The organism is Pseudomonas sp. GW821-FHT02B10, from assembly GCF_059421865.1.
Genome location: NZ_JBWKVU010000018.1, coordinates 33,972 through 55,732, shown reverse-complemented (window position 1 = coordinate 55,732; position 21,761 = coordinate 33,972). Strand labels below are relative to the sequence as shown.

General features: G+C 64.5%; 20 protein-coding genes. 12 read left to right on the top strand and 8 right to left on the bottom strand.

Annotation, left to right across the window (positions count from 1 at the left end; genetic code table 11):
* The first annotated feature begins 92 nt into the window (after nt 1-92).
* Nucleotides 93-1,043: a DUF1853 family protein gene (locus tag AC07VU_RS28310; protein ID WP_085531083.1), complete on the top strand. Its 951-nt coding sequence runs from the start codon at nt 93-95 to the stop codon at nt 1,041-1,043.
* 112 nt (nt 1,044-1,155) lie between these two features.
* Here AC07VU_RS28310 and AC07VU_RS28305 read toward each other — a convergent pair whose 3' ends face one another.
* The 3 genes from AC07VU_RS28305 to AC07VU_RS28295 form a co-directional block, all read right to left on the bottom strand.
* Nucleotides 1,156-2,442, bottom strand: a complete 1,287-nt coding sequence (locus AC07VU_RS28305) for an arsenic transporter (protein ID WP_274306662.1) — start codon at nt 2,440-2,442, stop codon at nt 1,156-1,158.
* 41 nt (nt 2,443-2,483) lie between these two features.
* Nucleotides 2,484-2,831, bottom strand: a complete 348-nt coding sequence (locus tag AC07VU_RS28300) for a metalloregulator ArsR/SmtB family transcription factor (protein WP_277588636.1) — start codon at nt 2,829-2,831, stop codon at nt 2,484-2,486.
* A 130-nt stretch (nt 2,832-2,961) separates the two neighbouring features.
* On the bottom strand, nt 2,962-3,519 hold the full coding sequence (locus AC07VU_RS28295) for an NADPH-dependent FMN reductase (RefSeq protein WP_007920924.1): 558 nt from the start codon (nt 3,517-3,519) through the stop codon (nt 2,962-2,964).
* Between the two features lie 226 nt (nt 3,520-3,745).
* Here AC07VU_RS28295 and AC07VU_RS28290 point away from each other — a divergent pair, with 226 nt between their 5' ends.
* Together AC07VU_RS28290 and AC07VU_RS28285 are read left to right on the top strand one after the other, a co-directional pair.
* Entirely contained in the window at nt 3,746-3,982 is a 237-nt protein-coding gene (locus tag AC07VU_RS28290) for a hypothetical protein (RefSeq protein WP_025809195.1), read from the top strand.
* 86 nt (nt 3,983-4,068) lie between these two features.
* Nucleotides 4,069-4,962 (top strand): LysR substrate-binding domain-containing protein, encoded by an 894-nt coding sequence (locus AC07VU_RS28285; RefSeq protein ID WP_007920927.1) that lies wholly within the window; start codon nt 4,069-4,071, stop codon nt 4,960-4,962.
* Here the strand turns inward: AC07VU_RS28285 and AC07VU_RS28280 are convergent.
* From AC07VU_RS28280 to dnaQ, 3 genes are all read right to left on the bottom strand, one after another.
* A complete protein-coding gene (locus tag AC07VU_RS28280; protein ID WP_150050820.1) occupies nt 4,959-5,549 on the bottom strand; it encodes a GNAT family N-acetyltransferase in 591 nt (196 codons plus the stop codon). The two genes, AC07VU_RS28285 and AC07VU_RS28280, sit on opposite strands and share 4 nt — an antisense overlap.
* A gap of 14 nt (nt 5,550-5,563) precedes the next feature.
* On the bottom strand, nt 5,564-7,819 hold the full coding sequence (locus tag AC07VU_RS28275; RefSeq protein WP_009043597.1) for an Orn/Lys/Arg family decarboxylase: 2,256 nt from the start codon (nt 7,817-7,819) through the stop codon (nt 5,564-5,566).
* A gap of 119 nt (nt 7,820-7,938) precedes the next feature.
* Nucleotides 7,939-8,697, bottom strand: coding sequence for a DNA polymerase III subunit epsilon (dnaQ, locus tag AC07VU_RS28270; protein WP_274306658.1), 759 nt, complete (start codon nt 8,695-8,697; stop codon nt 7,939-7,941).
* 195 nt (nt 8,698-8,892) lie between these two features.
* On the opposite strand from dnaQ, the gene AC07VU_RS28265 reads away from it, so the two are divergent.
* Both AC07VU_RS28265 and AC07VU_RS28260 read left to right on the top strand, forming a co-directional pair.
* On the top strand, nt 8,893-9,216 hold the full coding sequence (locus AC07VU_RS28265; RefSeq protein ID WP_007920935.1) for a DUF2388 domain-containing protein: 324 nt from the start codon (nt 8,893-8,895) through the stop codon (nt 9,214-9,216).
* A gap of 144 nt (nt 9,217-9,360) precedes the next feature.
* Entirely contained in the window at nt 9,361-10,311 is a 951-nt protein-coding gene (locus tag AC07VU_RS28260) for a glycerophosphodiester phosphodiesterase family protein (protein WP_495030891.1), read from the top strand.
* A 16-nt stretch (nt 10,312-10,327) separates the two neighbouring features.
* Here the strand turns inward: AC07VU_RS28260 and rnhA are convergent, their stop codons facing one another.
* The gene (gene rnhA, locus AC07VU_RS28255) at nt 10,328-10,780 is read right to left on the bottom strand and encodes a ribonuclease HI (protein ID WP_007920943.1); all 453 of its coding nucleotides are present in this window, start codon (nt 10,778-10,780) and stop codon (nt 10,328-10,330) included.
* Nucleotides 10,781-10,863: 83 nt separating this feature from the next.
* A complete protein-coding gene (locus tag AC07VU_RS28250) occupies nt 10,864-11,628 on the bottom strand; it encodes a class I SAM-dependent methyltransferase (RefSeq protein WP_009043593.1) in 765 nt (254 codons plus the stop codon).
* Between the two features lie 65 nt (nt 11,629-11,693).
* Between AC07VU_RS28250 and gloB the strand changes: the two genes are divergently transcribed.
* The 7 genes from gloB to AC07VU_RS28215 all read left to right on the top strand — a co-directional run bounded on the left by gloB (nt 11,694) and on the right by AC07VU_RS28215 (nt 21,758).
* On the top strand, nt 11,694-12,461 hold the full coding sequence (gene gloB / locus AC07VU_RS28245) for a hydroxyacylglutathione hydrolase (RefSeq protein ID WP_053260919.1): 768 nt from the start codon (nt 11,694-11,696) through the stop codon (nt 12,459-12,461).
* A 99-nt stretch (nt 12,462-12,560) separates the two neighbouring features.
* The gene (locus AC07VU_RS28240; protein ID WP_087092858.1) at nt 12,561-14,015 is read left to right on the top strand and encodes a transglycosylase SLT domain-containing protein; all 1,455 of its coding nucleotides are present in this window, start codon (nt 12,561-12,563) and stop codon (nt 14,013-14,015) included.
* A 355-nt stretch (nt 14,016-14,370) separates the two neighbouring features.
* Complete coding sequence (locus tag AC07VU_RS28235) at nt 14,371-16,200, top strand: extracellular solute-binding protein (protein ID WP_085531095.1); 1,830 nt, start codon at nt 14,371-14,373, stop codon at nt 16,198-16,200.
* Nucleotides 16,197-18,050 (top strand): extracellular solute-binding protein, encoded by a 1,854-nt coding sequence (locus AC07VU_RS28230; RefSeq protein WP_274306655.1) that lies wholly within the window; start codon nt 16,197-16,199, stop codon nt 18,048-18,050. Before AC07VU_RS28235 ends, AC07VU_RS28230 begins: the two co-directional genes overlap by 4 nt.
* A 1-nt stretch (nt 18,051) precedes the next feature.
* On the top strand, nt 18,052-19,125 hold the full coding sequence (locus tag AC07VU_RS28225) for a microcin C ABC transporter permease YejB (RefSeq protein WP_007920957.1): 1,074 nt from the start codon (nt 18,052-18,054) through the stop codon (nt 19,123-19,125).
* A gap of 1 nt (nt 19,126) precedes the next feature.
* Nucleotides 19,127-20,146: an ABC transporter permease gene (locus AC07VU_RS28220; RefSeq protein WP_009043588.1), complete on the top strand. Its 1,020-nt coding sequence runs from the start codon at nt 19,127-19,129 to the stop codon at nt 20,144-20,146.
* Nucleotide 20,147: 1 nt separating this feature from the next.
* On the top strand, nt 20,148-21,758 hold the full coding sequence (locus AC07VU_RS28215; protein ID WP_495030890.1) for an ABC transporter ATP-binding protein: 1,611 nt from the start codon (nt 20,148-20,150) through the stop codon (nt 21,756-21,758).
* Nucleotides 21,759-21,761 lie beyond the last annotated feature (3 nt).

Sequence of the window (21,761 nt, the reverse complement as noted above, 5' to 3'; positions counted from 1 at the left end):
GGGTTCTGGGACGGGCAAAGCAGAGATTATGGGCGAAAGCCGGCCATAGACAAAATCCTTTCAGCCTCGACGTTAGGCGCTATGCTCGCAGAATGATCCTGTTTCCCGGCTTGCTCGACCTCCCCCGCCAGTTGCGCCACCCCGAAGTGCGCGACCTGGCCTGGGTCATCCTCGCGCCGCCGATGCTCGACGAGACCCCCTGGCCGCAGCGCCACCCACTGGCCGGCAGCGACTGGGTGCAGGCGCCGCAGCTGCTGGCGCACTGGCTGCGCCAGCTGGACCAGGACGGCCGTGCCCTGCGCCGCTGGCTGGCCCTCGGGCCGACCAAGCGCCTGGGGCTCTACTACGAACGCCTGTGGCAATTTGCCGTACAGCACGCGCCCGGTGTCGAGCTGCTGGCGGCCAACCTGCCGATCCGCCGCGCCGGCCACACCCTGGGCGAACTGGACATGCTGCTGCGCGACCGCGACGGCATTCACCACCTGGAACTGGCGATCAAGCTCTACCTCGGCCCGCAATCGGGCAACGGCGCAGACACCGCGTTATGGCTGGGCCCCGGCTGCCACGACCGCCTGGACCGCAAGCTGGCGCACCTGAACGAACACCAGTTGCCGATCTCCGCCCGGGCCGACAGCCTGGAGGTGCTGGCGGCCATGGATATCCAGGACTTCAGCGCCCACTTGTGGCTCGGCGGCTACCTGCTCTACCCCTGGCCCGGCACCACGCAACCGCCCCGCGGCGCCCACCCACAGCACCTGCGCGGGCGTTGGCTGCACCAGCGCGACTGGCCGGCCTTTATCGATCAAAGCCCGCCCGGGCGCTGGCAACCCTTGCCGCGCCAGGCCTGGCTGGCGCCAGCGTCCTACCCGGCGGAACAAACCTGGAGCGCTCCACGGCTGCAAGCCTGGCTGGAGGAACTCGACCCGCACGCTCCGGCGCAATTGCTGGTGCGCCTGACGGAAAACCGCGCCGGCGATTGGGAAGAAGCCGAACGCCTGTTCCTGGTGGCGGACCTCTGGCCGAACGTCCCCGGAACCAGTTGAGCCTCCGCCTGCCCCCTGTAGGAGCGAGCTTGCTCGCGATAGCGTCATACCTGACACACCACGGTGCCTGCATCGCCAGCAAGCTGGCTCCTACGGGGTGCGCGGTGGACCCTCACATCACCGACAAGCGCACGGCCAGCGCCGCCAGGGTCACCAGCAGCACCGGCAGGGTCAGCACGATGCCGACCTTGAAGTAGCGGCCCCAGCCGATATGAATGTTCTTGCGTTCCAGCACATGCAGCCAGAGCAAGGTGGCCAGGCTGCCGATCGGGGTGATCTTCGGCCCCAGGTCGCTGCCGATCACGTTGGCGTAGATCATCGCGTCCTTGACCAGGCCGCTGGCCTGGCTGGCGTCGATGGACAGCGCGCCGATCAGCACCGTCGGCAGGTTGTTCATGATCGATGACAAGACCGCGGTCAGCAGCCCGGTGCCCATGGCCGCGCCCCAGATGCCGTAGTCGGCGAAGCGATCGAGCCAGCCGGCCAGGTGCGTGGTCAGCCCGGCATTACGCAGGCCGTACACCACCAGGTACATGCCGAGGGAGAAAATCACGATCTGCCACGGCGCTTCCTTGAGCACCTTGCGGGTGGAAATCTTGTGGCCCCTGGCCGCAATGCCCAGCAGCAGGGCCGCGCACACCGCCGAAATCGCGCTGATGGGAATGCCCAGCGGCTCCAGGGCAAAACACCCCAGCAGCAGGATGATCAGCACCCACCAGCCGGCGACGAAGGTGGCCTTGTCGTGGATCGCGCTGGCCGGCTGTGCCAGTTCTTCGGGGTCGTAGGCCTGCGGAATGTCGCGGCGGAAGAACCACAGCAACACCGCCAGGGTCGCGGCCACGCTGACCAGGTTCACCGGCAGCATCACCGCCGCGTACTGGTTGAAACCAATGTTGAAGAAGTCCGCGGAAACGATGTTCACCAGGTTCGACACCACCAGCGGCAGGCTCGCGGTATCGGCGATAAACCCGGCGCCCATGACGAACGCCAGGGTCGCGGCCCGGGAGAAGCGCAACGCCAGCAGCATGGAAATCACGATCGGCGTGAGAATCAGCGCCGCCCCGTCGTTGGCGAACAGCGCCGACACCAGCGCCCCCAGCAACACCATGAAGGCAAACAGCTTGCGTCCGCTGCCCTGACCCCAGCGCGCCACATGCAAGGCGGCCCAGGCGAAAAACCCGGCCTCGTCGAGCAGCAGGCTGATGATGATCAAGGCGACGAAGGTGCCGGTGGCGTTCCAGATGATCTGCCAGACCACCGGGATATCCGTCAGTTGCACCACCCCGAACAGCAGTGCCAGCACCGCGCCGAACACCGCGCTCCAGCCCACGCCGAGGCCCTTGGGCTGCCAGATCACCAGGGTAATGGTCAGCAGGAAAATCAATGAAGCAGTCAGCATGCCGGGCAGCCTTGAGCAGGAAAAGTGAAGGTGATGAGAATTCAGCAGCAGCGCACGGGGCGATCGATCATGGTCTGCAGGCGTTGCAGGTCAGCCTGCAGCCAGGGGCTGTTGGCCTGCAGCGTGTCGTGCAGCAGGGTGGTCACCCAGGGGGCCAACTGCGGGTGCAGCCGGTAGTAGATCCATTGCCCCTGGCGGCGGTCGGCCAGCAGGCCGCAGCTGCGCAACAGCGCCAGGTGCCGGGAGATCTTCGGCTGGCTCTGGCCCAGGGCGGCGGTCAGTTCGCAGACACACAACTCGCCTTCGCGGGTCACGAGCAAGGCGATGCGGCTGCGGGTTTCGTCGGCAAGCGCCTTGAACAGCTCGGCGGGGTTGAGAGAGTCGGACACCAGGGCCACTCCAGGCATTGGGAGTGGCGAATATATGAATATTCAGATATGCGGTAAAGCGCTTTTACCGTGGCAAGCGGAATATCCATCACCCACGGGAGCCGGTCGGCCGACTCCCGCGGTAGCAGGATCAGAGCTTTTTGTGCTGCTCGACCCACTGGGCGTAGGCATTGATGAAGTTCTGCAGGAACGGCTTGACCGACTCGGACAGCTTGCCCGCCTCGTCGAAGGCCGAACCGGCGCCGCTCAGGTAGGCTTCCGGCTGCTGCATGCATGGCACATTGAGGAACACCAGGGACTGGCGCAGATGATGGTTGGCGCCAAAACCGCCGATGGCGCCCGGGGATGCGCTGATCACTGCCCCCGGCTTGCCGCTCCAGGCGCTCTTGCCGTAGGGGCGCGACCCCACGTCGATGGCGTTTTTCATCGGTGCGGGAACCGAGCGGTTGTATTCCGGAGTGACGAACAGCACGGCGTCGGCTGCACTCACCTGTTCACGGAAAGTCCTGTAGGCTGCCGGTGGATCCACATCGATGTCTTCGTTGTAAAGCGGCAGATCGCCGATCTCGACAATCTTCAGCCGCAGGTTGGCCGGCGCCAGTTCCGCCAGGGCCAGCGCCACTTTCCGGTTGATCGAGGCCTTTCTCAGGCTGCCCACCAGCACTGCAATCGTGTAGACGTTGCTCATAGCGAATTCCCGACTTCTGGTTGAGGAGGCTGGTAGTTATAGATGATCCACCCCGCCCACAGCCACCCGCCGAAAGAAGTTCCGTGAGCTTTTCCAGGCTTCACGCCGCTGTACGCCAGCTGCAATCAGGGCCGCGGACTATTTTTTTTCCGCCGCTAAACTTAGTTCGCCCAGGCACGGTCTACAGGACCGCAAATTGAGTGTTTTATCTCCAGAGGCTCTAAAGATGGCAGCAGTACTCGTCGGACAATTTCATGCAAGGGACGCGGAAGGCCGTGTCTATTCGGTGCATGAGTTCCAGGAATCCACCCCCTCGCCAGAGGGCATCGCCGGCTCGGAGCCTGTCACCACCTATCGCCTGGCCATTGGCGATCGCGTCAACAAAATGGACGACAACCAATTCCTCCTCGTGCAGTCGGGCATCACCCTCATTCGCGAACCCGAGACCATCCTTCCTTCATAACGTACCGTTATGAGCAGAAGTCATAGGCGCGGACATGGGTTAGGATTCAGTGTGAATCCCCCACCAGCTGGACATGGACTTCAAGCATGCGTTTACGTCATATCGAAGTGATTCAGGCGCTCCTGCAAACCGGACACCTGGGCACGGCCGCCGAGCTGCTGCAATTGCCGGTGGCCGAGGTGGAAACGATCCTGCGCGACGCCGAAAGCCAATCGGGCTTCATGCTCTTCGCCAGTGTTCGCGGACGCCTGCAAGCCACCCGCGAGGCCCGCGAGCTACAACCGGCGATCGCCACCCTGTATGACGCCTTCGAACCCGTGCAACGCCTGGCCGACAGCCTGAAGCAATACCAGGCGCCGCCCTTGCGCATCATCGGCACCCCGCCCCTGGCCCAGCAACTGTTGCCGCAGAGCATCGCCGCCCTGCGCCGGCGCTTTCCCGACACCCCGTGCCACCTCGCCAGCCAGGCCACCCGCGACATGGTCAAGAGCCTGTTGCTGCGCGAAGGCGACCTGGGCCTGAGCCTGCACAACCCCGACCACCCCGATATCCAGTGCGTGGCCCTGGCCCAGGGCAAGCTGCAATTGCTGGCGCCCCACGGCTGGCTGCAACCGAAGCAGAAGTACATTTCCCTGCAGGACCTGGCGGGCCAGGCCATGGTCGGCCTGGAAGGCCAGGACCCGCTGAGCGTGGCCCTCGACAGCAAGCTGCAGAACCTGCGCCCGAGCCCGACCATCCACACCCGGGTGCAAACCCACCAGATGATGCGCAGCATGGTCGAGGCCGGCGAAGGCCTGGCCATTGTCGACCCCTTCACCGCCCTCGGGGCGCGCGAAGGCGGGCTGGACGTCTGCCCGCTGTCGCCGCCGATCCCGGTCACCCTCTATGCCCTGACCCGCGGCGGCAGTCCATCCTCGCCAACCCTGGAAGCGCTGCTGGAAACCCTCACGGAAAAGGCTGAAGGCATGCTGGCCGGCTAGACCCCGGTTTCCCGAGCCAGCTCGTCGTTGAACAGCCGATACCAGAAAATCGCCACCTCGGCCGTGGTTGGATCAATCCCGCGGTAACGCAGGTGATCGATGCCACCCACCACATAACCGCAGCGCTCATACAAGCGGCAGGCCCCCAGGTTGTTGTTCTGGGTCTCGAGCATGATGCCCGGCAGTTTTTTCTTGCGGCTCCAGAACTGCGCCACATCCAGCAAGGCCTTGGCCACCCCGTGGCGTCGCGCCGGCGCATGCACCGCCAACTCGTCGATATGGGCGTAGCCGTTCCAGTTGGTGCTGACCACCACATGGCCGACCGGTTCGTCGTCCAGGTAGGCCATGAACACCGCGCTGTCGGCGGCATCGCGATAGCTGCTGAACTCTTCGGGGTCGATGCCGTAACACTTGCGGTACGGGGTGATGGGGTGCAACGGCCACTTGGCCACCACCTGCTCGCTCTGTGCCTGGGCATAGGCGCTGACTTCGAAGCTGAAATCGCTGCCCCAGACATACGCGGCGAAACCGTCGTCGGCAACGCGCACCGACAGGCCGGGGTACTTGGGATTGATCATTGGCTGCATAGCGGGAAACGTCCTCAAACCTTGATGCAATCGACGGTGTACTGCCGCCCATTGCCTTCGTCTTCATGCTGCAATCCATGCACATCCGCGACAAAGCCGGGAAAGCTGCTATCGAACGTACGGGCGAAAGCCAGGTAATCGATGATCGAGCGAGTCGACTCGGTGAAGCGCTCGCCCGGCATGATCAGGGGAATACCCGGCGGGTACGGCACCAGCATCACCGCCGCCACTCGCCCGGCGAGGGCATCGATGGACACGGCCTCGACCTCGCCCCGCACCAACTGATCGTAGGCGTCGGCGGGCTTCATCGCCACCTCCGGCAGCACGGTGTACATGCGCTTGAGGTGCTTGGCCGTGGCATTGCTGCGGTAGCAGGCATGCAACTGATCGCACAAATCGCGCAAGCCCATGCCCTGGTAGCGCGCCATGTCCTGCTGGGCGATGCTCGGCAGGCAGGCGGCGAGGCTGACGTTGGCGTCGTAGTTGCGCTTGAACTCCAGCAACTCGGTCAGCAGGGTGCTCCACTTGCCTTTGGTGATGCCCATGGAAAACAGCACCAGGAACGAATACAGGCCGGTCTTTTCCACCACCAGACCGCGCTCCCAGAGAAACTTGCTGACCACCGCCGCCGGGATCCCGCGCTCGCTCAGGGCACCGCCGGCGGTGAGCCCGGGCATTACCAGGGTGACCTTGATCGGGTCCAGCAGCACATAGTCGTCGGTGACCCCGGCGAACCCGTGCCACTCGCCTTCCGGCTCCAGCAGCCAGTCCGCGGTGCTGACCCGGTCGATACCTTCCACCCGCTCTGGCTGCCAGATGGAGAACCACCAATCGTCCGCGGCAATGTGCTGGCGCAGGTTGGCCAGGGCCCGGCGAAAGCTCAGGGCCTCGTCGAACATTTCCTGCAGCAGCGAACGCCCCGCCGGCCCCTCCATCATCGCCGAGGCCACGTCCAGCGAGGCGATGATGCTGTACTGCGGCGAGGTGGAAATGTGCATCATGAAGGCTTCGTTGAAGCGGTCGCGGTCCAGCTGCCGGGCGCCGCCGTCCTGCACATGGATCATCGAGGCCTGGCTGAAGGCCGCCAGCAGCTTGTGGGTGGAATGGGTGGTGAACACCAGCGGGCTGTCGGCGCTGCGCGAGGTGCCCATGCCGTAACGCCCCTCGAAGAACTCATGGAAGGCCGCGTAGGCGTACCAGGCCTCGTCGAAATGCAGCACCTCGACGCTGTTGCCCAGGCTCTGCTTGATCAGCTCGGCGTTGTAGCAAAGGCCGTCGTAGGTCGAGTTGGTGACCACCGCCAGCTTGACCTTGGGCGGCCGCCCCTGGGTCAGCGGGTTGGCGTCGATCTTCGCCTGGATCGACTCGCGGCTGAACTCGCTCAGGGGGATCGGGCCGATGATCCCCAGTTCGTTGCGCTCCGGACAGAGGAACAGCGGGATGGCGCCGGTCATGATGATCGAGTGCAGCACCGACTTGTGGCAGTTGCGATCCACCAGCACCAGGTCATCGCGACCGACCATGGAGTGCCAGACGATCTTGTTGGCGGTCGAGGTGCCGTTGATCACGAAGAAGGTGTGGTCGGCGCCGAAATTGCGCGCCGCCCGCGCCTCGGCTTCCGCCAGGGGGCCGGTATGATCGAGCAGCGAACCCAGCTCCGGGACCGACACCGACAGGTCCGAACGCAGGGTGTTCTCACCGAAGAACTGGTGGAACGCCTGCCCCACCGGGCTTTTGCGATAGGCCACGCCACCGCCGTGCCCCGGGGTGTGCCAGGAATAGTTGGAGTCCGCCGTATGTTGCACCAGCGCCTTGAAAAATGGCGGCAACAGGCCATCGAGGTAATTGCGCGCCGCCCGCGCCACCTGGCGCGCCAGGAACGGTACGGTGTCTTCGAACAGGTAAAGAATGCCGCGCAGTTGATTGAGCTCGCTCATGGCGTCGGCCGGGGCGTTTTCCAGGGTCACCTGCTCGCCCAGGGCGAAGATCGGCAGGTTCGGCGCGCGCACCCGGGCCAGGCGGATCAGCTCCACCATGTTCTGCAGCAAGTGGGTGTTTTCCCCGGCGCCTTCGGCGGCGATCAGCATGCAGGCCAGGCCGTGATGGGTCGAGGCCACCAGGCGCCCTTCGGCGTAGTCCACCGCGGAAAAGATGCTGAAGCCTTCCTGCTCCAGTTCCCTGGCGATCCCCCGTACCCGGTCGCCGGCGACGGTGTCGGCCTTGATGTCGCGATGCACGATAAGGACGGGGAATTTCAGGTCTTTGTACATGGCACCAGGCATCCTGAGGCGGCGGACAAGGGTCCGCCAATCACCTCAGGGTAGAAGCTCGGGGGCCGGCGCGTAACCCCGTCAACGACCTCCTGTAACAAAAGGTCGCCCACGAACAACTACTGCTGCTGGGCCTTGGCTTCGGCCAGCTGGGTCCAGAGCGCCGGGGCACCGGCGGATTTGGCGATGATCTCGAGACGCACCTGGTGCTCGGCCAGTTCGGCTTCGCTGGCGCGAATGATCCGCCCGCGCTGGCGATCCGCCGACAGACGCCGGATTTCGCTGGCGCGGTTGCCCGAGCCTTCGCTGCCGTTGCCATCCGAGGCGTTGCCGGCCAGGGACAGGCTGGTCTGGCCGCCGGTCATGGTCAGGTAGACGTCGGCGAGAATCTCCGAGTCGAGCAAGGCGCCGTGCAGCTCACGACCGGAGTTGTCGACGTCATAGCGCTTGCACAAGGCATCGAGGCTGTTGCGCTGGCCGGGGTGGCGTTCCCGGGCCATCAACAGGGTGTCGAGGATGGTGCAGTGCTGGGTGATGTCGGCGCGGTCGTGCCGGCCCATCAGGGCGAATTCGTTGTTGATGAAGCCAACGTCGAACGCCGCGTTGTGGATGATCAGCTGCGCGCCCTGGATGAACTCGAAGAACTCGTCGGCGACTTCGGCGAAGCGCGGCTTGCCCACCAGGAACTCGTTGGTGATGCCGTGGACGCCGATCGCGCCCTCGTCGCTCTCGCGATCCGGCTGCAGGTAGACGTGGAAATGCCGACCGGTCAGGCGCCGTCCCATCAACTCGACGCAACCGATTTCAATGATCCGGTGGCCGTCGGTCACCGGCATGCCGGTGGTTTCGGTATCGAGTACAACAGATCTGTTGGCCATCAGGGGTCAGTTCTCAACGGTGGAAGTCTTTCAAGGCGCGGGATTTTAGCACGCTCTCGCGGCATGGCACGCATGGCGGATTCGCCTGGCCCCGGCGTGCGCAGTTTTTAACAATCATTCGCAAAGCCCATGCAGTTCGCCGCGTGGCGGCTTGTTAGGGTGCCCGACCCTATTTTCAGCGGACCTCGCCCTGTTATGACCCCCTGCAAAACCCGCCTGACCTTGCTGCTCTGCGCCTGCCTGTTCGCCGACATCGGCCAGGCCACCAGCCTGGTGATCAGCACCGACATCACCATGAGCCTGGCCTTGAGCACAACCGAAGGCAGTTCGAAAGCCACCAGTTCCTTCAAGGACGACAAACTCGTGCTCGCCGCCAGGACCGATGCCGCGGCCTTTGTCGCCAGCGCCGGCGAGATCCGCGGCGCCCAGCTGGAAGCGGCCATGCGGCACATTCGCCAGACACTCGGCAACCCACGATACTCCGACCTGCAACTGGCCAGCGCCATCCTTACCCTTTGACCGTCCCGGAACAGGATCACTAATTCACCCCGCGCATTACGCGTTTCTTTAACTGAGCGAGGTCATTGCGCTACCGTACGGCCCACTCAGGCGGGCGGGGGCTGGCCCCCGGCCTTGCGCTCATTTCCAGGAAACCGCCCTCCCATGCTCGAGACTCGACAGATGCTCCCACTGCTGCTGGCCGCGGCCTTCATCAGTGGCTGTTCTTCCCTTCCGGCAACCGACAGCGACGCCGGGCCACGACCGTTGATCGTCGCCCATCGCGCCGGCGCCGCGGACTTTCCCGAGAACACCCTGCTGGCCATCGACAACGCCCTGCGCAACGGCGTCGACATGCTCTGGCTGACGGTGCAACTGAGCCGCGACGGCGTGCCGGTGCTGTATCGACCGGCGGACCTGAGCGCCAATACCCCGGCGTCCGGCACGGTCAGCGAGAAAACCCTGGCGCAGTTGCAAACACTGAATGCCGGCTGGAACTTCAAGCAGACCGCGGCCGATGGCCAGGTGACCTTTCCCTATCGCTCCCAGGCGGCGACCATCCCCTCATTGCAGCAGGCGCTGGCGGCGATCCCCGGCTCGGTGCCAGTCATTCTTGACATGAAGGCCCTGCCCGCCGCGCCCCAGGCCAAGGCGGTCGCCCAGGTGCTGGAGCAGCTGCATGCCTGGAACCGGGTGCTGATCTACTCCACCGATGCCAGCTACCAGCAGGCGTTCGCGCACTATCCGCAGGCGCGGCTGTTCGAGTCCCGGGACAACACCCGGGATCGACTGGCCAGCATCGCCCTGGCCCACAGCTGCACGGCGCCGCCGGCGCCAGACAGTTGGGTGGCCTTTGAGTACCGGCGCCCGGTGCAACTGGTTGAGGCCTTCACCCTGGGCGAGGCCCGCTCCAAGGTCGATGCCCGGCTGTGGACGCCCGCCGCGGTGGATTGCTTCCAGTCCCGGGGCAAGGTGCGGATGCTGGCGATCGGGATCAATACGACCGAGGATTACCAGGCGGCCGCCTGCCTGAAGATGGACGCGGTGCTGGTGGATTCGCCCCGCGCGATGCGGGAAGTGAAGCAGCGGCTCGAACGGCCGCTGCGCTGCAACTGACTACAAGCTCAACGCATCAGGCCTGCTTGTAACCGCGCACCTCGTCGACGCCGCGGTTGGCCAGTTGGTCGGCCCGTTCGTTGCCGTGGTGGCCGGTATGGCCGCGCACCCATTTCCAGGTGACCTGGTGACGGTTGACCTGCTCATCGAGCTGCTGCCACAGGTCGGCGTTTTTCACCGGCTCCTTGGCCGCGGTTTTCCAGCCGCGCTTTTTCCAGTTGGCCATCCACTCGTTGATGCCCTTCATCACGTACTGCGAGTCGGTGACCAGCACCACCTGGCACTCGCGCTTGAGCTCTTCCAGGCCGCGGATCGCCGCCATCAGCTCCATGCGGTTGTTGGTGGTGTTGGCCTCGCCGCCCCAGAGTTCCTTCTCCACGCCCTTGAACACCAGCAGTGCGCCCCAGCCTCCCGGGCCAGGATTGCCCTTGCAGGCGCCGTCGGTGAAGATTTCTACGCTATCGCTCATGCCAGACTTCCAATCGAAAATACCTGTGGCTTGCCGATCGTCGATCGACAACGCCCAAGCCGGGCAGGTTCGGCCCGGCTGAATTAAAGAGGGGGTTCGCTGTGCCGGCGGTTGACCTTGGCCATCGGCAGCGGCACCAGCTTGCCCATCGGCTCGCGGCGTACCTGGCGCACCGGGCGCAGGCCGACCACTATCTTGCGCGCCACCAGCAGGTAGAAGCCGCCGCCGGACAGTTGCCAGTCGCCGGCCTTGCGCTCCCAGCCGGCCAACCGAGCCTGCCAGGCCGCCGAGGCAAGCGGCGGACGATAGCACCCGAAGCGGCGTTTCTCCAGCGCGAAGCCCAGCAGGTTCAACCAGTCGGCGACCCGCGATGGGGAAATGCAGCGCGCCTTGCGCAAGGCGTCATGGGCGAACACATGCCGCAGGCCCCAGCTGCTCCAGGGATTGATACCTACGATCAACAGATGCCCGCCCGGTCGCACGGCGCTGGCGGCTTCGCGCAGCAGGCCGTGGGGTGACAGGCAGAAATCCAGGCCGTGCTGCAGCACCACCACATCGGCAGCATGCTCGCTGAGCGGCCAGGCCTGCTCCTCGCAGACGATCTCGACACCGGGCAGCGGCGCGCCCAGGCGGACATTGCGCTGCACCTGGGGCGCCGCCGGCGGGGTTTGCGCCGACGGGCCGTAATGCACCAGGTAGCCGCCGAAGAAGCGTCCCAGCTCGTCGTCGAGCATGCGCCGTTCTTCATCCAGCAGAAATTGCCCCAGTGGCCCGGACAGCCACTCACGGGCGGCACTGATCAGGGCCAGCCAGTCAGGATCGGCCTGAGCGAACGCTTTATCGGTCATTGCATTCTCCAACCCGCCAAGAAGTTCTAAGATGCGCCAATGTTTTCCGCTTGGCGACTCCAACGATGATACAGATCAGTGCCCTGCCCGCGTTCACCGATAACTACATCTGGTTGTTACAGGACCACAGCCATCAGCGTTGCGCAGTGGTCGACCCGGGTGACGCCGCGCCGGTGCAGGCCTGGCTCGCCGAGCATCCGGGCTGGGTGCTGAGCGATATCCTGGTGACCCATCACCACCACGACCATGTCGGCGGTGTCGAACAGCTGAAAAAAGCCAGCGGCGCCAAGGTCTGGGGCCCGGCCAACGAAAACATCCCGGGGCGCGACGTGGCCCTGAACGACAACGACCGCGCCAGCATCCTTGGCTGGGACTTCGACATCTACGCGGTGCCCGGGCACACCCTGGGGCATATTGCCTACTATCATCACGGCCTGCTGTTTTGCGGCGACACCCTGTTCGCCGCCGGTTGCGGGCGCCTGTTCGAGGGCACGCCGGAGCAGATGCACCATTCGCTGAGCCGCCTGGCCGCGTTGCCCGCGGACACCCTGGTGTACTGCACTCACGAATACACCTTGAGCAACCTGCGTTTTGCCCAGGCGGTGGAACCGGATAACCCGGACATCGCCGAGCGCCTGCGCAAAGTCAGCGAACTGCGGGAAAATGGCCGCATGACCCTGCCCTCCACCCTGGCCCTGGAAAAGCTCACCAATCCTTTCCTGCGTACCGGTGAAACATCCGTTAAACAAAAAGCGGACGAACGGAATGGCCTCGATAACCGGGCTCAGAGTGCGGTTTTTGCTGCCTTGCGGGCTTGGAAAGATAAGTTCTAAGCAGGTTGCGGGTTGGTACGAAAATTCTGAATGGTTGACCGCACCGGGTGCGCTTTCTAGAATCGCCCGACATTTTTGCCCGGAACTTACTTCCAGCCAATGTCGTCATCTATTCGTAAATCCATCAATTCAGACGCATTGACGCGGTTGGCTCAAGCCATCGCGGTGGCTGTGTCCGCCACCCTGGCGGGCTGCCAAAGCACGAGCCACGTCCCGCAAACCGACGCTTCGCACACCCAGAATTTCAACGCCCGCATCAAGCAGAAACCCATCTGGCTGAATGAGAAACCCAGCCCGCAATTGCCCCAGGACGTCTGGGAGCGCATGCGCGAAGGTTTCCAGTTGCAGGAAGGCATCGGCGTCAACCCGCGCATCGAACAGCAGCGCCTGTGGTTCGCCAGCAACCCCTCGTTTCTCGAGAATGCCAGCGAACGCGGCAGTCTCTATATCCACTACATCGTCGAACGCCTTGAAGAACGCAACATGCCACTGGAGCTGGCCCTGCTGCCAGTGATCGAGAGCGCCTACAACCCGATGGCCTATTCCCGGGCCGACGCGGTGGGCCTCTGGCAGTTCATCCCGTCCACCGGTCGTTCCTTCAACCTGCGCCAGACCCGCTTCTACGATGGCCGTCGCGACATCACCGCCTCGACCACCGCGGCCATGGATTACCTGACCCGCCTGCACGACATGTTCAACGGCGACTGGCTGCTGGCCCTGGCGGCCTACAACGCCGGCGAAGGCACGGTCAGCCGCGCCATCGAGCGCAACGAGAAACTCGGCCTGCCCACCGACTACTGGAACCTGCCGCTGCCGTCGGAAACCCAGGCCTACGTGCCCAAGCTGCTGGCCCTGTCCCAGGTGGTGCTGGCGCCGGAAGCCTATGGCGTGAACCTGAACCCGATCGCCAACGAACCCTACTTCCAGGTCGTCGAGATCAACCAGCGCATGGACCTGTCCAAGGTCGCCGCGGTGGCCAATATCGACGAAGACGAGCTGTTCCAGCTCAACCCGGCCTTCAAGCAGCGCACCACCATCGACGGTCCCCAGCATCTGCTGGTGCCGACGTCCAAGGCGCAACTGCTGAGCGCCAGCCTGTCGACCATGAAACCCGAAGAGCTGATCAGCCAGCGTTCGTTCAAGCCGGTGTTCGAGGGTGCCGACAGTCGCGAAATGGCCCAGGCCAAGCGCAACTACCGGGTCAAGCGTGGCGATAACCTGTCGCAGATCGCCAAGGCCAACAAGGTCGACGTCAAGGACCTGCAACGCTGGAACAAACTCAGCGGCAAGCAGCTCAAGGTCGGCCAGACCCTGGTCATGCAGGACACCCGGGCCAAGGCCAGCAGCAAGACCAGCGCCAAGGCTTCCGGCAAGAAGACCCTGGTCGCCCGCGCCGACAAGAAGTCGACCCAGTACAAGGTCAAGCAAGGCGATTCGCTGTACATGGTGGCCAAGCGCTTCAACGTCGAGATGCAGCACCTCAAGCGCTGGAATCCCCGCGCCGGCCAAGCCCTCAAGCCAGGCCAGATGCTGACCGTCTACCTGCCTCACTGATCTGCAGCTCCTGGCGCAGGCCCTCCTGCGCCAGCAAGATCGCCGCGACCGTGCCGGTCGTTCGCAGCCTTCGGCAGCGGCTACAAGGCTGCCTTGAAATCGCGATGTATCCGACGACTCTTCCGGTGTAGCCGCTGCCGCAGGCTGCGATAGGGCCGCAGGCCCTCCTGCGCCAGGACGATCGCCGCGACCGTACCGGTCGATCGCAGCCTGCGGCAGCGGCTACGGATTGCGCTGTATCCAGCGGCGACAAGCAAATGTCGTGACCAGCCCGGGGCGGCCTTTTTCCTGTCGATACAAGCTGTTACTGTACGGAGCACAAAGCCCAAGCCGCCTGGATCGGATCTCTGACTTGATGCGTCCCCTCCTCCTGTCCCTAATCAGTCTGGCCTTGAGCTTTCCCGCAAGCGCAACGATCACTGAAAGTCATGGTTACGCGCAGTTCGGCACGCTCAAGTACCCCGCCAAATTCACCCATTACGACTGGGTCAACCCCGCCGCGCCCAAAGGCGGGACCTTGCGGGTCATGGCGTTTGGCACCTTCGACACCCTCAACCCCTACACCTTCAAGGGCAGCAGCCCGGTTTCCACGCCCAACTTCCTGCAATACGGGGTCAACGAGCTGAACGAGCCGCTGATGGTCGGCACCGGCCAGTACGCGCCGTCCGGCGACGAGCCGACTTCCAGCTACGGCCTGATCGCCCGTTCCGTCGAATACAGCGAAGACCGCAGCTGGGTGGTGTTCAACCTGCGCCCCGAGGCGCGCTTCCACGATGGCCAGCCGATCACCGCCTACGATGTGGCGTTTTCCTATCGGCTGCTGCTCAAGGAAGGCCACCCGCAATACCGCACCAACCTGCAGGAAGTGCAGCGGGTGGACATCCTCGGCCCGCAGCGCATTCGTTTTGTCTTCAAGCGCTCCGGCAACCCGCTGCTGATCCTGCGCCTGGGCGAGTTGCCGGTGCTGCCGCAGCACTACTGGAAAGACCGCGATTTCAAGGCCACTACCTTCGAGCCGCCGCTGGGCAGCGGCCCCTACCGCATCACCCGGGTGCAACCGGGGCGCTCGCTGCTGTTCGAACGGGTCAAGGACTACTGGGGCAAGGACCTGCCGGTCAATCGCGGCTTCAACAATTTCAACAAGGTCGCGGTGGAGTTCTACCGCGACAGCGACGTCGCCTTCGAAGCCTTCAAGGCCGGCGAGTTCGACATCTATATCGAACACCAGGCGAAGAACTGGGCCAACGGCTACAACTTCCCCGCGGTCAATCGCGGCGACATCATCAAGGCCCAGGTGGCGCACCAGATCCCGACCCAGACCCAGGGCCTGTTCATGAACAGCCGCCGGGCGATCTTCGCCGAGCGCAAGGTGCGCGAAGCCCTGGGCCTGATGTTCGATTTCGAGTGGACCAACCGCACCCTGTTCAGCGGCGCCTACAAGCGCGCGACCAGCTACTACCCTAACAGCGAGTTCTCCGCCACGGGCCTGCCGGTCGGCCATGAATGGCTGCTGCTCTCGCCCTACCGCGAGCAGTTGCCCGCCAGCCTGTTCACCCAGCCCTTCAGCCTGCCGCAGACCGACGGCCGCGGCATCCCGCGGGCGACCCTGCGCCGGGCCCTGGGCCTGCTCGCCGAAGCTGGCTGGAAGCTCAACGGCCAGCGCCTGCTCGACAGCAACGGGCAGCCGCTGCGTTTCGAGCTGCTGTTGGTCAACCCGAACCTGGAACGGATCCTCCAGCCCTACGTCGAGAACCTGGCCAGCATCGGCATCGACGCGCGCCTGCGCACCGTGGACCGGGCGCAGTACAAGCAGCGCCTGGACCAGTTCGATTTCGACATGATCCTCATGACCCTGAACCAGACCCTGAGCCCGGGCCTGGAGCAATGGCAGTACTTCCACTCCAGCCAGGTCGGGGTCAAGGGCAGCAAGAACTATGCGGGCATCGACAATCCCATCGTCGATCACCTGCTGGAACACCTGCTCGCCGCGCAGAGCCGCGACGAGCAACTGGCCGCCGGTCGGGCCCTGGATCGGGTGCTGCTGTGGCAGCACTACATCATCCCCAACTGGTACCTCAACTATCATCGCCTGGCGTACCGCAACCGGTTCGCCTTCGTCACCACGCCGCCCTACCAACTGGGCCTGAGCGCCTGGTGGCTGAAGTCTCTGGAGAAAGCCCAATGATGCCCCTGCGTGCCCTGCTCCCGTGGGCCGGCGGCGTGCTGCTGGCGGGGATCGCCTGCCTCGCCCAGGCCGCCCCGCAACACGCCCTGACCCTGTACAACGAACCGCCGAAGTACCCGGCGAACTTCAAGCACTTCGCCTACGTCAACCCGGACGCGCCCAAGGGCGGCACCTTCCGCGAGTCCGGCTTCGGCGGCTTCGACAGCCTCAACCCGTTCATCAACAAAGGCGTGCCGGCGGACAATATCGGCCTGATCTACGACACCCTGATGCGCCAGAGCCTGGACGAACCCTTCACCGAGTACGGCCTGATTGCCGGGCAGATCGAGAAAGCCCCGGACAACAGCTGGGTGCGTTTCTACCTGCGCCCCGAGGCGCGCTTCCACGACGGCCATCCGATCCGCGCCGAAGACGTGGTGTTCAGCTTCCAGACCCTGATGCAGGCCGGCGCGCCGATGTACCGCGGCTACTACGCCGACGTCGAGGACGTGATCGCCGAAGACCCGCTCAAGGTGCTGTTCAAGTTCAAGCACACCAACAATCGCGAACTGCCGCTGATTCTCGGGCAGCTGTCGATACTGCCCAAGCACTGGTGGGAACACCGCGACTTTTCCAAGGGCAACCTGGAAATCCCCCTCGGCAGCGGCCCGTACAAGGTGGTCGAGGTCAAGGCCGGACGCTCGGTGCGTTATGAGCGGGTCAAGGATTACTGGGGCAAGGACCTACCGATCAACCGCGGCCAGTTCAACTTCGACGTCATGGCCACCGACTATTTCCGCGACAACACCGTGGCCCTGGAAGCCCTCAAGGCCGGCCAGTTCGACTACTGGCTGGAGACCAGCGCGAAAAACTGGGCCAACGCCTACAACATCCCGGCCGTAGCCGAAGGCCGGCTGATCAAGGAACAGATCCCCAACGGCAACCCCACCGGCATGCAGGGCTTCGTCTACAACATCCGCCGTCCGCTGTTCCAGGATGTGCGGGTGCGCAAGGCCCTGAGCCTGCTGCTGGACTTCGAGTGGACCAACAAGCAACTGTTCAACGGCGCCTACACCCGCACCCGCAGCTACTTCGAGAACTCGGAAATGGCCGCCACCGGCTTGCCCGACGCCGACGAGCTGCAGATCCTCGAACCGCTGCGCGGCAAGATCCCCGACCAGGTCTTCACTGAAGCCTTCCAGCCTTCGGTGTGCGACGGCAGCGGCATGATCCGCGCCCAGCAGCGCCATGCCTACCAGCTGCTGCAGGAAGCCGGCTGGCGCATCGTCGACGACAAGATGGTCGACGCCCAGGGCAAGCCGGTGGTGATCGAGTTCCTGCTGGCCCAGACCGAGTTCGAGCGCGTGCTGCTGCCGTTCAAGCGCAACCTCGCGGACCTGGGGATCGACCTGGTGATCCGCCGGGTCGACGTTTCCCAGTACATCAACCGCCTGCGCTCGCGGGACTTCGACATGGTGGTCGGCGGCTTCCCGCAATCGAGTTCGCCGGGCAACGAGCAGCGCGAATACTGGAAGTCCTCCAGCGCCGACAACCCCGGCAGCCGCAACTTCATCGGCCTCAAGGACCCGACCATCGACACCCTGGTGGAAGACCTGATCAACGCTGACTCGCGCAAGAGCCTGGTGGCCCATGCCCGCGCCCTCGACCGGGTGCTGCAATGGGGCTACTACGTGATTCCCAACTGGCACATCAAGACCTGGCGCGTGGCCTATTGGGATCACATAGGCCACCCGAGCGTCTCGCCCAAGTACGACGTTGGCATCCAGACCTGGTGGATCAAGCCCGACGCCAAGCCGGCCGTGACCCCGGACACCCACTCGCAGGCCGCCCCCGACGGCGTGGAGCAATAAGATGCTGGCCTACATTCTGCGACGCCTGCTGCTGATCATCCCCACGCTGTTCGGCATCCTGCTGATCAATTTCGTGATCATCCAGGCCGCGCCCGGCGGCCCGGTGGAACAGATGATCGCCAAGCTCGAGGGTTTCGAAGGCGCCACCAGCCGGATCGCCGGCGGCGGCGCCGAAGTCTCGGTGGCCGGGTCCAGCTACCGCGGGGCCCAGGGCCTGGACCCGGCCCTGGTCAAGGAAATCGAGAAGATGTACGGCTTCGACAAGTCGGCGCCGGAACGCCTGTGGATCATGATCAAGAACTACGCGACCCTGGATTTCGGCGACAGCTTCTTTCGCGACGCCAAGGTGGTCGACCTGATCCGCGAAAAGCTCCCGGTGTCGATCTCCCTGGGGCTGTGGAGCACCCTGATCATGTACCTGGTGTCGATCCCCCTGGGGATCGCCAAGGCCACCCGCCACGGCAGCCACTTCGACGTCTGGACCAGCTCGGCGATCATCGTCGGCTATGCGATCCCGGCGTTCCTGTTCGCCATCCTGCTGATCGTGATGTTCGCCGGCGGCAGTTATTTCGACTGGTTCCCGCTGCGCGGCCTGACCTCGAACAACTTCGACCAGCTGAGCTGGGGCGGCAAGATCCTCGACTACTTCTGGCACCTGGCGCTGCCAGTGACCGCGCTGGTGATCGGCAACTTCGCCACCATGACCCTGCTGACCAAGAACAGCTTCCTCGACGAGATCAACAAGCAGTACGTGGTCACCGCCCGGGCCAAGGGCCTGACCAGACGCCGCGTGCTGTACGGCCATGTGTTCCGCAACGCCATGCTGTTGGTGATCGCCGGTTTCCCCTCGGCCTTCATCGGCATCTTCTTTACCGGATCCTTGCTGGTGGAGGTGATCTTCTCCCTCGACGGCCTGGGCCTGATGAGCTTCGAGGCGGCGATCAACCGCGATTACCCGGTGGTGTTCGGCACCCTGTTCATCTTCACCCTGCTGGGGCTGGTGGTGAAACTGATCGGCGACCTGACCTACACCCTGGTCGACCCACGCATCGACTTCGAAAGCCGGGAGCATTGAGATGAACCTGTCCCCCCTCAATCGCCGGCGCTTCGAACTGTTCAAGGCCAACAAGCGCGGCTGGTGGTCGCTGTGGCTGTTCCTGATCCTGTTTGGCGCAAGCCTTGGCGCCGAGCTGATCGCCAACGACAAGCCGCTGGTGGTGCACTACGACGACGGCTGGTACTTCCCGGCACTCAAGCGTTACCCGGAAACCACCTTCGGCGGCGAGTTCCCGCTGGAGGCCAACTACAAGAGCCCATACATCCGCGAACTGCTGGCGGCCAAGGACGCCTGGGTGCTGTGGGCGCCGATCCCGTTCAGCTACCAGAGCATCAACTACGACCTGAAAGTCCCGGCCCCCGCGCCGCCCTCGGCGGACAACCTGCTGGGCACCGATGACCAGGGCCGCGACGTGCTGGCGCGGGTGATCTACGGCTTCCGGGTCTCGGTGCTGTTCGCCCTGACCCTGACCATCCTCAGTTCGATCATCGGCGTGATCGCCGGGGCGCTGCAGGGCTTCTATGGCGGCTGGGTCGACCTGGCCGGGCAGCGCTTCCTGGAGATCTGGTCCGGGCTGCCGGTGCTCTACCTGCTGATCATCCTCGCCAGCTTCGTGCAGCCGAACTTCTGGTGGCTGCTGGGGATCATGCTGCTGTTTTCCTGGATGAGCCTGGTGGACGTGGTGCGCGCCGAGTTCCTGCGCGGGCGCAACCTGGAATACGTGCGCGCCGCCCGCGCCCTGGGCATGCAGAACGGCGCGATCATGTTCCGCCATATCCTGCCCAACGCCATGGTCTCGACCATGACCTTCATGCCGTTCATCCTCACCGGCGCCATCGGCACCCTGACCGCCCTCGACTTCCTCGGTTTCGGCCTGCCCCCCGGTGCGCCGTCCCTGGGCGAACTGGTGGCCCAGGGCAAATCCAACCTGCAGGCGCCGTGGCTGGGCATCAGCGCCTTTGCCGTGCTGGCGATCATGTTGAGCCTGCTGGTATTTATCGGCGAGTCCGCTCGCGATGCCTTCGACCCGAGGAAATGAGATGAATCAGGACAATCTGATCGAAGTCCGCGACCTCGCCGTCGAATTTGGCGTCGGCGCCCACACGCAACGGGTGGTCGAGGGCATCAGCTTCGACATCAAGCGCGGCGAAACCCTGGCCCTGGTGGGCGAAAGCGGCTCTGGAAAATCGGTGACCGCGCACTCGATCCTGCGCCTCTTGCCCTACCCGCTGGCCCGCCATCCGTCCGGGACCATCCAGTACGCCGGCCAGGATTTGCTGACCCAGAAAGAAAAAACCATCCGGCATATTCGCGGCAACCGCATCGCCATGATCTTCCAGGAGCCGATGACCTCGCTCAACCCCCTGCACAGCATCGAGAAGCAGATCAACGAGGTGCTGGGCCTGCACAAGGGCCTGATCGGCAAGGTCGCCACCCGGCGCACCCTGGAGCTGCTGGAGCTGGTGGGTATCCCCAAGCCGCACAAGCGCCTCAAGGCCCTGCCCCACGAGCTGTCCGGCGGCCAGCGGCAACGGGTGATGATCGCCATGGCCCTGGCCAACGAACCGGAACTGCTGATCGCCGACGAGCCGACCACCGCCCTCGACGTCACCGTGCAACTGAAGATCCTCGAACTGCTCAAGGAGCTGCAAGCGCGCCTGGGCATGGCCTTGCTGCTGATCAGCCACGACCTCAACCTGGTCCGGCGCATCGCCCACCGCGTCTGCGTGATGCAGCGCGGCTGCATCGTCGAACAGGCGTCCTGCGAAGAACTGTTCCGCGCGCCACAGCATCCCTACACCCGCGAACTGCTGGCGGCCGAACCCAGCGGCAAGCCGGCGAGCAACGTGGTCGGCCCGCCGCTGTTGCAGGTCGAGGACCTGAAGGTCTGGTTCCCGATCAAAAAAGGCCTGCTGCGCCACACCGTCGACCATGTGAAGGCGGTGGATGGCATCAACTTCAGCCTGCCCCAGGGCCAGACCCTGGGCATCGTCGGCGAAAGCGGCTCGGGCAAATCCACCCTGGGCCTGGCGATCCTGCGCCTGATCGCCAGCAAGGGCGCCATCCGCTTCGAAGGCCAGCAGCTGGACGGCCTGTCGCAGCAGCAGGTGCGGCCGTTGCGCCGGGAGATGCAGGTGGTGTTCCAGGACCCCTTCGGCAGCCTCAGCCCGCGCATGTGCGTGAGCCAGATCGTCGGCGAAGGCCTGCGCATCCACAAGATCGGCAGCGCCGCCGAACAGGAACAGGCGATCATCGAAGCGCTCAAGGAAGTGGGGCTGGATCCGGAAACCCGGCACCGCTACCCCCACGAGTTCTCCGGCGGCCAGCGCCAGCGCATCGCCATCGCCCGCGCCCTGGTGCTCAAGCCGGCGCTGATCCTGCTGGACGAGCCGACCTCGGCCCTCGACCGCACCGTGCAGCGCCAGGTGGTGGAGCTGCTGCGCAAGCTGCAGGCCAAGTACAACCTGACTTACCTGTTCATCAGTCACGACCTGGCGGTGGTCAAGGCCCTGAGCCACCAGTTGATGGTGGTCAAGCATGGCCAGGTGGTGGAACAGGGCGACGCGCAAGGTATCTTCGCCGCGCCGCAGCATCCCTACACCCGGCAGTTGCTGGAGGCCGCGTTCCTGGTGCCGGCCAGCGAGGCATGAGCG